Raw genomic sequence first — 12,735 nt, 5'->3', positions numbered from 1 at the left:
TTGTATCGTTTATCTGGAATTTTATTTCAATGGTTTATTCTGAATGTTGTTTTTATGGTTAATAATTAAGTTTTGTGTTTAAGGTTAAAAATCACATTACCAGTTATGAATAGCACCGTCTGGACTCAGGAGATAAGGATGAGGAAATTTTGTTTTAGTAGTTACTTCCATTACGAAGGTCACTTTCTTAGCATCAAATTTTACCCCTAAGCCCGGGGCCGGGTTGAGATATAATTTGCCGTTTTTGAAGATCACGTAATCATCGTTGAAATAAGCAGGCTTTTCCGGTGCACCACCAGCCAGTTCCATCAGGCATCTTGATGGTGAGCTGGATCCCAATACATGCACAAGTGCAGCTGTCGATAATGGTCCGGTGAAATGAGGAATCATCCCGACATAATGTGTTTCTGCCATAGAGCAGATCTTTTTGAATTCCAACAATCCTCCCGAATTGGGTACAGTTACCCTGGAATAATCAATCAGCCTGTTCTCTATGAGTTCATTGATATCCCAACGGTCGCCAAACTGTTCACCCACGGCGATAGGCACCTTTGTCATCTGGCGAACGGTTTTATATACTCCCGGATTTTCTGATCTTACAATATCTTCTACGAAATATGGCTCCAATGCTTCAAGCGCATTACAGACTTTTATGCCTTCCGTAAGATCAAAACGGGTGTGCAGGTCAATGGCCCAATGCCCTCCACCGCCAACTGCAGCATCTATTTTTTTGCAGAATTCAATTGTTTTTTTTGCGTTATCATAGAAGTCAAAACGCTCTTCGCCATTGCCACCGGTTGGACCTATCCGATAAGTTCTGAGACCGGCTGCAATACAATCACGGGCTCTGCCTTCCTGGGTTGTTGCTTTCGAAGCTGCGAAGCCGGTAGCATAACATTCAACATATTCACGGGTTGAGCCACCGAACAGTTCATAAACCGGAACATTAAGTGCCTTGCCTTTAATATCCCATAAAGCCATCTCGATGGCACCAAGTGCATGAAGTTTTTCACGGCCCGGCGGATAGAACATTCCCCGATACAGGTATTGCCACAGATGTTCAATTCTGAATGGATCTTCCCCAATCAGCATTTGTGCACATTGTTCGATCATATCTTTGGAACCGCCTTCGCCTATACCCGTAATTCCCTGGTTTGTTTCTACTTCCACTATTCCACGTGCCTGGTTGAATAGTGGCTTGTTGTAGCCGGGGATACTATAATACCTGATCTTAGTAATCTTAAGTGAGGATGCTGCTCCATTTGCAAAGTACTGGCTGGCATTTAGCAATGATGACCCGGCTAATACGGCGGTTGATCCGATCAGTGTAGATTTTATAAAACTTCTTCTTTCCATAAACAGTTTTTAAGCAATGGCGGATAGACATGGTAAGACCTGGATTATTCGGTCAGACAAGTTGTATTCAGTCAATAAATGTTATTGATCTATAGATGTTCTGAACTACTAATAAGATGGTACGGAGTGAAGGGAAGTATTTTTACTTTGATATTTATAGAAATCTAAAACTTTTTAATAACTAAAAAAATTAAAAAAATCTTCGAATTAACGACTTGAAAATATTTATATCATGTTCACGGACTTATTATCATAACCGATTGCTCTTTCAATGCTTTACAAGACTGTACAATGCTGACCAATGCTCGGTCCACGCCTTACAGTGCTGAACAATGCCGGCTCAACTGTTAACAATGCTGTACAATGCTGGTTCGATACTATTTCAATACCGTTCGATACTATTCCAAAATTTTTCTTACATAAGAAACAAGATCTGTGCTGCCTGCTTCGCGATTGATAGTTGCAGGAATTTTTCTAAGAAACCATTTAATCTCCCAGGTCAAAGATGCTCCGGGCTGTAATTTTTCATAAGCACCCTGCTGTTCAATTTCAACATAAGATTTTCCGGGATTGGTATACACTTCAATTTCTGATTCTGCAGGGGCCGCCTTGTCTGCAGCAATGTCTGGAAATTTTTTAATGAGAATCACATCGTCATTTACCTGGGCTACCCATCCTTCTGATCCATCAGCAAAAAATTTATTGTGGGTCGCCGGTATTTTATCTTCCTTGTAATTGAACCAGGTAATTCCATCTTTATCTTCTGCAAGACTTGCCAGGTTACCCCGCCTTTCACCGGTACCTTTTGGATAAAATGCAAGTCCCTTTGTATGGACCCGGGTCACTTCCCAGGGTGCTACGTTTCGAACCTGGTCCGATTGATTGGTAATCGTATATTTTAAGCTGAAATATTTATTCTTTCTGTCGCCAAAAATTTCTTTAGAAAAAACATAGCCGAATTTCGCATCCTTTCGGCTAACCATTTTGATCACCTCTTTTTTCACCTCAACTGTATAAGGCAGGCTGTCTAATTCCGCAGGTACGCTTCCACCCCACTCTTTTTGAGGACTGGGCCACAACGTTGAGCCCCAATAATCGGGGTGAACATCGCGACCCGTCAGGAAATTTTTGCCTTCGTATCTCAAAGCAGTAATTCTTCCACCAACCTTGGGATCCACCTCCATCACCATGTTATTGACCTCAATATTATAAATACCATTTCGATTTACAGGTATAGCTTTTTGAGTACCGCATCCCATCATGATGGTCGAGGCAATAAGTGTTAAAAATTTCTTCATTGATTCACATAATAAAAACCCAGACTAATTGACTTCGATAAAATATTTGTCACTATTACTTCTAACAAACTAAAACTTAATAAAGCTAACCTCTATAATCACTCAAAACTCCCCAACTCACCACTCACTCATAACTCATAACTCATAACTCATAACTAAGTTTACCAGTCCACCACCGATCCATCAAGAAAGTTATACGTTTCCGGGTTCTTCCAATCATGTCCTATCTTATCTTTTATCTGATCTTCATCCAGTTCTATTCCAAGCCCAGGTCCATCGGGAATAAGTACGGTACCATCCTTTTGTAGCTTAAATGGATTCTTCAGATATCCTTCACCCAATGAAACCTGTTCCTGGACAAGAAAATTCGGAATACTTGCTGCCAGGTGCAATCCTGATGCAAGAGAAATCGGACCCATTGGATTATGCGGAGCAATAGGGATATAATATGCCTCAGCCATTCCTGCTATCAGTCTGCCTTCCGTAATCCCCCCGGCATGACAAAGATCTGGTTGTAATATACTGGCGGCTTTTTTTTCGAGCAATTCCCTGAAACCCCATTTTGTAAAAATGCGTTCGCCGGTTGCTATTGGGAGATGTGTTCCATGTGCAATATCTGCCATAACATCAGCATTCTGCGCCTGGCAGGGTTCTTCGATGAACATAGGATGATAAGGCTCCAGTTCTTTGATAATAAGTTTGGCTGTTTGCGGTGATATATTGCCATGAAAATCTATTCCAATATCCATATCACTACCGGCGGCATCTCTCAGGGCGGCAAAACTGTCCACTGCGCGTTTGATAAATTTCGGATTTTCTACAATGTTTGCCGGATGCTCATGATCCAGGGCTGTTTTTATTACCGTAAACCCTTCACTCTTTCGTTTTCTTATTTCATCCGGGGTGCGGGCCCGACCATACACTCTTACCCGGTCACGTGTAGGTCCGCCAAAAAGTTCATAGACAGGTACACCTAAAAGCTTGCCTTTGATATCCCATAGCGCCTGGTCAATGCCGCTCAACGCACTTGTAAGGATAGGTCCACCACGGTAAAAGGCATGCCGGTATATTGCCTGCCAGTGATGAATAACATGTCTCGGATCCTTACCGACCAAGTATGGCTCCACTTCCTGGATAGCGGTTTTTACCGTTAGCGCCCGGCCCTCAAGAAGGGGTTCACCCAATCCCACAACACCGGCATCGGTATGTATTTTTAGGAAAAGCCAGCGAGGTTTTATCAGGAATGTTTCAAGCCTTGTAATTTTCACCTCCCTTTTAGCTGGCAAGCGCTCGGGAGGGGCGGCATAAGATGACAGCGGCAATGCCATACCACCGCCAATAACACCTAATACTGATTGAATAGCGTTGCGGCGTGAGACGCCTGAACTGCGGGATAAATAGTCCATTGTTTTCTTTTTAAGATTTTAGGATGATATTTATATTTGAAGCACAGTCAGCATACCATTAAGGTTGCTGATTAGTCTTATCAAAAAATATTAAGGCACACACCAAGGGTTGAAACTTGTTAAACCAACCTTGAGAGCAGATACAAAAAAAGGTCGGAAACATGGAAGGGTATAAGCTGCAGACGGATTAAGGTATAACGTTAAAGATCAGGTGGAATGTAGCTACGACCCTAAAATAACAAATACGCGTACTAAACAATTCTATAACTCCAAATAAATTAACTTTCTATCCTGTAGTCAGTGGGATAATTATTCTTAAATGTATCGTCTTTTTGAATAGTTACTCATTTTTTCAAAAAGTTTTTTTACTCATTTGTAAAGTGAATAAACATGCTTATGGGTTTTAGTTTCTCCTCATCCTCCCCTCGAATCTTCATTTTTGCTTATCCTAAGGAATCGTTTTTTCTGTTTGTTATTTATTCATTCATGATAGAAGGTTGCACAAATAATGATGATGCTGACTGGCGAAATTATGGTGGGAACAAAGCCGGAAACCGTTATTCTACTTTAAAACAAATAAATAAAGAAAATGTAAAGGATTTGAAGATAGCCTGGACTTATGATACGGCTGAAGATTCTACACGTAATAAAATTGGAAGAAATATTGAGATTCAATGCCAGCCAATTGTTGTGAACGATATATTATACGGAACAACTCCAATGCTAAAATTATTTGCTCTTGAAGCAGCGACTGGCAAAGAGTTATGGAAATTTGATCCATTTAAAAACAAAGATCCTGAACTTCATCCCAGCCGTGGAGTGACCTATTGGGAAGATCAAGGTGAAAAGAGAATTTTATACACAGCGGGTTCGGGTCTATATGCCATCAACGCAATCACAGGTGATTTAATAAAAGAGTTTGGCAATGAAGGAATCGTTGACCTGCACGAAGGTTTAAGCCATGATAGTCTTGGTCATGATGTTTTAAATCTTTCAGTCAGGGCAACCAGTCCTGGTATCATTTACAAAAACATTTTTATCATTGGTTCGACCGTTTCCGAACGCGGAGATGCAGCACCAGGCTATATAAGGGGTTTCGATGTTAAGACAGGAAAGCTGGTCTGGGTTTTTCATACAATACCGTTACCCGGTGAACCAGGTTATGAAACCTGGCAAAAGGATTCGTATAAGAAAATTGGGGGTGCAAATTGTTGGGCCGGTATGGTGCTGGATGAAAAACGTGGAGCTGTATATTTCGGGACCGGTTCTCCCTCTTCGGATTTTTATGGTGGTGAAAGAGCTGGTAAGAATTTATTTGCCAACTGCATTTTATCACTTGAAGCTTCAACCGGAAAATTGAATTGGTATTTCCAAACCATTTATCATGATCTGTGGGATAGAGACATGGCATGTCCTCCTAACCTGGTTACTGTAAAACACAAAGGTCGATCCGTGGATGTTGTTGTACAGGCAACAAAAGATGGATTGATATATGTACTTGACAGGGATAAGGGCACATCGCTGTTCCCGGTTGAAGAAAGGTCTGTGCCAACACAAGGCTTACCCGGTGAAAAGCCATGGCCCACTCAAAAATTTCCATTGAAACCTGCTCCCCTCTCAAGGCAGGTATTAACGATTGATGACATAACAAACATTTCGCCGGAGTCAAATGCTTTTGTAAAACAACGTTTTACTAATACCAGGTCAGGCGATAAATTTATGCCACCAAGTATTGAAGGAACTTTATTTTATGCAATAGGCGGCGGTGCTGAATGGGGTGGTAATTCAATAGATCCATCGGGAATACTTTATCAGAATGTTAATGAAATGGTCTGGGATGTAAGTATGACAGACCTTCAAACATTAAATAATGAAAGGATATCACAGGGTAAAAAATTGTATCTCACGAATTGTGCTTCCTGCCATGGAGTGAACAGGAAGGGCGCATCGCAGGAATATCCTTCATTGATAAATGTCAGGGAAAAACTAAACAGCCAACAGATACATACTATCATAAAAAACGGCAGTGGACGAATGCCATCCTTTCAACATATCCGGGAAAGGGATAGAAACGCGCTTGTGGATTTTCTTTCAGATAAAGAATCGAATTTAAAAACAAAAGCTGAAGTAAAACATTCAGGAAAACAGTCTGAAGCTGGCAGTGGTGCGGATAGTGAAATCCTTCCCGTTTTCGATAGCAATCGTGTCGACAATAGTGAAAGCGTCTTTCCATACAATCCTCCTTATAACTTGAAAAATGGATTGAATCGATTTTTGGATCCCGATGGATATCCTGCCATAAAGCCACCATGGGGTACGCTGAATGCTGTTGATCTGAATACTGGTGAATACTTATGGACTGTTCTTTTAGGCGAGTTTCCGGAACTTACAAAAAAGGGGATTCCGGTTACCGGTACGGAAAACTATGGTGGACCAATAGTTACGGCCGGCGGACTTGTATTTATCGCCGGCACCAAAGATGAACGCATAAGAGCATTTGATAAACAGACAGGTAAAATCGTTTGGGAATTTCAATTGCCTGCCGGAGGTTTTGCCACTCCAATCACCTATCAGTCGGGAGGTAAACAATACATTGTTATTGCAGCAGGTGGAGTTAAAAATGATCATAAACCCGGTGGAAAATATATTGCTTTCGCATTACCTTGAAGAAGCCAGAAAATAAAATTTGTTGGGATTCACGCGTTTTTGATCAGCCTTGAACTAATCCATCCAACATACTTCTAATCGTCATCATTTTAGCCTTCAGTTCACCGTTACTTCACGGTGAAACACTTATCTGCGTCTGATAAGGGTACTAACATTGTGAGGCTATATACAGTCCTACAATCATTAGAATACATACTAATAAAATTGTCCGGGCACTGATAGCCGAATTGAAGGTTGAAAAATTGAAGTACGTCAGCAACAGTAAATGAATTTCTAATGGTGAGATCTGTATTCTACAGGGAACTTTTTATTGATCGCCATAAGGACTATAATTTATTGCCAATATTTTTGTTAATAACCTTCTCATCTGTTATAGCCCAAAATAAGCTGGATACTGCAAAATATCTTCAGGCCCGCTATACGGATAAGGGTATTGAATTTCAAACAAGAGATAATAAATTTCTTTTCCAGTTGCAGAGTCGTTTACAGTTCAGATTTGCTACACCCGGCGACCAGGACCCTCTTACGTTTGATGATTATAACCTGGAAAAGCGCCGCATTTTTAAGATCAACAGGGCCAGGCTGAAAGTAGGAGGACATGTATTTCAACCCTGGTTAAAATATTATTGGGAATATGAGTTGAGCCAGGCCAACCTTCTTGATTTCCGCATCATGTTGGAAAAATGGAAATGGCTGAGCCTGAAAGTTGGTCAATGGAAATTGGAATTCAGCCGCGAACGTTTTATCAGCAGTGGTGAACAACAAATGGTAGATCGGTCGTTGATTAACAGGCCATTTACCGCAGACCGTCAACAAGGTATTGAATTGTACGGACACCTGAAAGGAAAAGGAATAGCTGATTTCAACTACTGGGCAGCCGTACTAACTGGTACCGGAAGAGGTAATACAATAAATGATGATGAAAACCTGATGTATTTCGGACGGATACAATGGAACTTCCTCGGACGACCAGTAGAATTTGAAGGAGGCGATATTGAATATCATGAAAAGCCTGCAGCTATCATTGCTGTTGCAGGACTGACCAATCGAAGCCCATATACCCGTTTCTCCCAATCGGGTGGCGGCTCATTGACCGGGTTTCCTGATGATGTGCCGGGCCGTTATCGAGTGAACCAATTGAATCTTGAATCAGCATTAATGTTTCGTGGCTTTTCCTGGCAAAGTGAATGGCACCATAAAGATATTATTGACAAAATAAATGGCGATAGTACAACGGTGTTAACAGGGTACTACTTACAGGCAGGATATTTTTTTCATTATCTCTTACATTGGTTTCCCAAACAACTGGAAACAGCAATAAGACATGCAGAATATAGACCTAATAGCGGGATAAAAGAAAATTGGCAAAAGGAAACATCTCTTGCTTTCAATTACTTTTTCAGAGGTCATAAAAATAAACTCACCGCTGAGTGCAGTCATTTCGGTTTCCAGGACAAAACTTTGCCCCTTGCAAACGGTTGGCGATTCCGATTACAGTGGGATATTTCATTGTAATCAAATTTTTAAGTTCACCGTTACTTCACCGTGAAACACTTATCTGTCTTACATAAGGTCATTAACATTGTGTTCTTGTATGCACTTATGGATAAATCATTGGAATACATACTGACAAAATTCCCCGATCACAGATCTAAAATTATCGATTTATATAACAGTGATAGTGAGTTCCGCTCACTATGTGAAGATTACCAGGTCAGTGCGCAGACAATCAAACAATACAGGCAAAACTCAGAATTACACACCGGTTTCGAAATGGATTTCATGCAGGTATACATCGAATTGGAGATGGAAATAGTTCAGTTACTGGAAGTCAATGGAACAGGAAGTCGTTGAACAGAAAGTCGTTGTCACCTAAAGATCGTACCCCAACTATAGTGTAATTAAAGGTTCACCGTTAAGTGCACCATCGATGAAAGAGTTTATCCCCTCCTCAAAAACCGCCTAAACAGGATCAACCAGTTATTAAACAACATACAGCATTAAAACAAAAACGTAAAATGAAAAAAAAGTTTCTCCCGCTTTGCATCATTGTCGTCACGATGTTATGCCTTAGCATCGGTTGCCAGCAACCCTCATCACCAGAAACAAAATCAGCCGAACCAGGAAACACAACAGCGGTGGCAGGTGAGCTGGACCGTTCTGTATTGCCCATAAAGGAACCTCTCCGTCAACTCTATACGGAGCTGGATGCACGTAAAGCGAAAGCGCCTGCACGGTTTGATGTCAAGGCCCCCAAGGCTGCTCCAAATGTAGTCGTTGTATTAATTGACGATATTGGATTCGGTGCATCCGAGGCTTTTGGAGGACCGATTCATATGCCGACGCTGGATAAGTTAGCCGCCACCGGTTTAAAATACAATCGTTTTCACACCACCGCTTTATGTTCACCTACAAGAGTTGCATTATTGACTGGTTATAATCACCACAGCAATAATGCAGGCTCAATTATGGAAACAGGAACAGCTTTTCCCGGCAACACGGGGGTAAGACCTCAATCCATAACACCAATGGCAGAGGTGCTTCGTCAGAATGGTTTTAGCACGGCTGCCTTTGGTAAATACCATGAAACACCACCTTGGGAAATTTCTGTTTCGGGTTCATTGGACCGCTGGCCAACCCATTCGGGTTTTGATAAATTCTACGGTTTCATCGGCGGAGAAACCAACCAGTGGGCACCACTTGTATATGATGGAGTTTCACAAGTAGAATTACCGGATGATCCAAATTATCATTTTACGACTGACATGACGAACAATGCCATCAGTTGGGTTCGCTTCCAACAGGCACTGACACCCGAAAAACCTTTCTTCATGTATTTCGCTACCGGCGCCTGTCATGCACCACATCATGCACCAAAAGAATGGATAGATAAATACAAAGGAAAATTCGATGCTGGCTGGGATAAGCTTAGAGAGGAAACACTTGAACGTCAGAAGCAATTGGGCGTAGTGCCGAAAAATGTGAAGCTCGCTCCCAAGCCTACTGATATAAAAGATTGGGATAAACTTTCCGCCGATGAAAAGAAACTGTTTACCCGCCAGTTGGAAGTATATGCCGGGTTTGCTGAACATACTGATCATGAAATAGGCAGACTTGTTTCAGCTATAGAAGATCTTGGCGAACTCGACAATACATTGATTCTTTATGTTGTTGGCGACAATGGTGCCAGCGCGGAAGGTCAGATGAACGGCATGTTCAATGAGATGACTTTTTTCAACGCTGTTCCTGAAACCGTCCAGGATATGCTGAAGCATTATAACGAATGGGGAAGTGAAAGCACTTATCCGCATATGGCAGCAGGATGGGCCGTCGCTTTAGATGCTCCTTTTCAATGGACCAAGCAGGTAGCTTCAGATTTTGGTGGTACACGTAATGGCATGGTGGTGCATTGGCCCGCAGGAATAAAAGCAAAAGGAGAAGTGCGATCACAGTTCACCCATGCGATAGACATAGCCCCCACTGTTTTTGAAGCCTGCAAAGTGCCCGCACCAAAATCAGTAAACGGTATTGCTCAGGACCCCATAGAGGGAACCAGCTTCCTTTATAGTTTCGATGATGCGGCTGCGAAAGAAAAGCATACCGTTCAATATTTCGAAATGTTTGGTAACCGGGCCATCTATAGCGATGGCTGGTATGCAAGAACCATTCACAGGGCTGCCTGGAATCAAAAACCCTATCATCCCCTTGCTGAGGATAAATGGGAATTATACAATTCAAATGAAGATTTCAGTTTATCAAATGACGTGGCCGCGCAAAATGCAGGAAAGCTTAAAGAGATGCAGGACTTGTTCATGAGCGAAGGAGAAAAATTTCATGTGCTGCCAATTGATGATCGTTTGCTGGAAAGATTAATTGCAAGCGATGTCGGACGTCCCACAGTTATGGCAGGCAGAAACTCAATTACGCTGGGCGAAGGAATGAAAGGAATGGCTCCCGATATCTTTATCAATACGTTTAATCAATCCTACACAATTACCGCTGAAGTTGAAGTTGCTGCGAATGGGAACGGAGTAATTGTTTGCCAGGGTGGAAGGTTTGGTGGCTTTGCATTTTATCTGAAAGCAGGCAAACCTATTTTCACCTATAACTATTTGGGATTGGAACAATTCAGTATTGCTGCTGCTCAGGCATTAAAGCCTGGCAAGCATACCATTGTTTATGATTTTATATATGATGGCGATGGCAAGGGTAAAGGTGGAACTGGAACCATTACAGTTGATGGCAACAAATCAGGCGAAGGCCGGTTGCCAAAAACACAGGCTTCCATTTTTTCAGTAGATGATATGGCCGATGTAGGTGTGGATGATGGTACCTGGGTAGCGAATTATGGAAGCTCGACAAAATTTAATGGTAAGATTGGCAAAGTAACGCTACAGACGAAGAAGTAAAAAATTTTACATCCCTGATTTCTGCAACACCTACAAGGTCACAGTCACAGGTGGTAGCAAAAAAAATTACCCCCAAAAATGATACTTCCTGACAGGAAGAGCAGATTGTACCAACATAAAAACTATAAAAAATGGAACAATTATTAGAACAAAAAATCAAAACAGATGCTCCCAAACTCGTCACCACAGCTGATGCGGTCGAAACAAGGATTGGAACATTAACATTCGAACGCGGCTACCCGACAGAAGAGACTAAAAGAAAAGTCTTTGATGAAATTGATTACCAGCGCGCTGTACAGTGCTATTTATGGGCCTACCCTGTCGTTTCTTTTCAATCTATTTTGATGGAGACTAAACGGGGTCTGGGCGTTGAACGTAACGTCATGGGTATTGCGGATAATTTCGTTGACCCAAAATCTCTATGGCTTACAGCAAATGATATAACCATCTATGCATTGGCAAACCTGGACCTGGGTAAAGACGGACCTATGGTCATCGAGATAGCACCTGGAGCTATTGTTGGGCTGATAGATGATTTCTGGCAACGGTCGGTCACCGATGTTGGCCTCCCTGGTCCATATGGCGATAAGGGCGGTAAATTTCTTTTGTTGCCACCCGGTTATTCCGGTGAAGTTCCTCAATCAGGTTATGTAGTGCTTAATGGAACAATGAACAACTATAACGTTATGGTTCGTGGTATCCTTGTGAACAACGACAAAGACGCTGCTGTAAAAAACGTGAAGGCGACAAAAATTTATCCTTTGACCGAGGCCGGAAATCCAAAACCAACCAAATTCATATCGATGTCCGGTGCGATCATCAATACTCTTCCACCAACGGGAATTCAATTCTGGGAGTATCTCTCCATGTTTATCAACAACAACCCAGTGGATGAGCGTGACCGGTTTTTTATGGCGATGCTAAAACATCTTGGGATAGAAAAAGGCAAATCATTTAAGCCAGATGCAAGACAAAAAGGTTTCCTGGAAGAAGCCACCCATATTGGTGACGCAATGGGAAGAGTAATGCTCTTCGAAGGTCATGAACGCATTGAAAATGCCAACGTATTCGCCGGTACCTATTGGAATTGGGTCACCCTGGTGAACCCGAAACAGGAAACTGAGTATTACAGCCAGTTAGATGAAAGACTGCACTATACCTATGGAGCTATTTATACTACGCCAGGGATTGGTATAAAACATGCCGGGCCCGGATCAACCTATGTCCAAGCATTTAAAGACAAGGACGGCAACCGCTTTGACGGATCTAAATCATATAGGATGAAGCTTCTCCCTAATATACCCGCGGCTGCCTTCTGGTCTTTAACCTTGTATGACACGGCAACCCGCTCCATGTTACAGAACCCGACAAATGATGGAGCCCGTTCATCCTACGATAAGCTGAACATTATCCCCGACGGATCTCTTGACCTTTACTTTTCACCCAAAGCTCCGGCAGGCAATGAAAGCAACTGGATAGAAACAGTTCCCGGCAAGGGCTTCTACCCTATGTTCCGTTTCTATACTCCTAAAGTGGGATTGTTTGACGGATCATGGAAGATGTCAGACATCGAAGTGGCAAAATAAATAAATAAATAAA

At 42.0% G+C, this 12,735-nt stretch carries 8 protein-coding genes; 5 read left to right on the top strand and 3 right to left on the bottom strand.

Features of this window, described 5'->3' with window-relative positions:
* Positions 1 to 96 precede the first annotated feature (96 nt).
* The 3 genes from VK664_RS02080 to dgoD all read right to left on the bottom strand — a co-directional run bounded on the left by VK664_RS02080 (position 97) and on the right by dgoD (position 4,060).
* Positions 97 to 1,356 carry a mandelate racemase/muconate lactonizing enzyme family protein gene (locus tag VK664_RS02080; RefSeq protein ID WP_461396937.1) on the bottom strand — a complete coding sequence of 420 codons (1,260 nt, stop codon included), beginning with the start codon at positions 1,354 to 1,356 and terminating at the stop codon, positions 97 to 99.
* A gap of 398 nt (positions 1,357 to 1,754) precedes the next feature.
* Complete coding sequence (locus VK664_RS02075; protein WP_461396936.1) at positions 1,755 to 2,654, bottom strand: DUF4380 domain-containing protein; 900 nt, start codon at positions 2,652 to 2,654, stop codon at positions 1,755 to 1,757.
* 161 nt (positions 2,655 to 2,815) lie between these two features.
* On the bottom strand, positions 2,816 to 4,060 hold the full coding sequence (gene dgoD, locus VK664_RS02070; RefSeq protein ID WP_461396935.1) for a galactonate dehydratase: 1,245 nt from the start codon (positions 4,058 to 4,060) through the stop codon (positions 2,816 to 2,818).
* Between the two features lie 486 nt (positions 4,061 to 4,546).
* Here dgoD and VK664_RS02065 point away from each other — a divergent pair, with 486 nt between their 5' ends.
* From VK664_RS02065 to VK664_RS02045, 5 genes are all read left to right on the top strand, one after another.
* The gene (locus VK664_RS02065) at positions 4,547 to 6,727 is read left to right on the top strand and encodes an outer membrane protein assembly factor BamB family protein (protein ID WP_461396934.1); all 2,181 of its coding nucleotides are present in this window, start codon (positions 4,547 to 4,549) and stop codon (positions 6,725 to 6,727) included.
* A gap of 276 nt (positions 6,728 to 7,003) precedes the next feature.
* Positions 7,004 to 8,242 (top strand): OprO/OprP family phosphate-selective porin, encoded by a 1,239-nt coding sequence (locus VK664_RS02060; RefSeq protein ID WP_461396933.1) that lies wholly within the window; start codon positions 7,004 to 7,006, stop codon positions 8,240 to 8,242.
* 75 nt (positions 8,243 to 8,317) lie between these two features.
* Complete coding sequence (locus VK664_RS02055; RefSeq protein WP_461396932.1) at positions 8,318 to 8,581, top strand: hypothetical protein; 264 nt, start codon at positions 8,318 to 8,320, stop codon at positions 8,579 to 8,581.
* Positions 8,582 to 8,745: 164 nt separating this feature from the next.
* The gene (locus VK664_RS02050) at positions 8,746 to 11,136 is read left to right on the top strand and encodes an arylsulfatase (protein WP_461396931.1); all 2,391 of its coding nucleotides are present in this window, start codon (positions 8,746 to 8,748) and stop codon (positions 11,134 to 11,136) included.
* A gap of 131 nt (positions 11,137 to 11,267) precedes the next feature.
* Positions 11,268 to 12,722 (top strand): DUF1254 domain-containing protein, encoded by a 1,455-nt coding sequence (locus VK664_RS02045; RefSeq protein WP_461396930.1) that lies wholly within the window; start codon positions 11,268 to 11,270, stop codon positions 12,720 to 12,722.
* Positions 12,723 to 12,735 lie beyond the last annotated feature (13 nt).

Source organism: Flavitalea sp., assembly GCF_035489435.1.
Lineage (GTDB): Bacteria > Bacteroidota > Bacteroidia > Chitinophagales > Chitinophagaceae > DATHKG01.
This window is presented reverse-complemented; position numbering and strand designations above follow the sequence as displayed.

Excerpts from the sequence above, each read along its gene's own strand:
- VK664_RS02080 (WP_461396937.1), bottom strand. The coding sequence starts at position 1,356 with ATGGAAAGAAGAAGTTTTATAAAATCTACACTGATCGGATCAACCGCC.
- VK664_RS02075 (WP_461396936.1), bottom strand. The coding sequence starts at position 2,654 with ATGAAGAAATTTTTAACACTTATTGCCTCGACCATCATGATGGGATGC.
- dgoD (WP_461396935.1), bottom strand. The coding sequence starts at position 4,060 with ATGGACTATTTATCCCGCAGTTCAGGCGTCTCACGCCGCAACGCTATT.
- VK664_RS02065 (WP_461396934.1), top strand. The coding sequence starts at position 4,547 with ATGATAGAAGGTTGCACAAATAATGATGATGCTGACTGGCGAAATTAT.
- VK664_RS02060 (WP_461396933.1), top strand. The coding sequence starts at position 7,004 with ATGGTGAGATCTGTATTCTACAGGGAACTTTTTATTGATCGCCATAAG.
- VK664_RS02050 (WP_461396931.1), top strand. The coding sequence starts at position 8,746 with ATGAAAAAAAAGTTTCTCCCGCTTTGCATCATTGTCGTCACGATGTTA.
- VK664_RS02045 (WP_461396930.1), top strand. The coding sequence starts at position 11,268 with ATGGAACAATTATTAGAACAAAAAATCAAAACAGATGCTCCCAAACTC.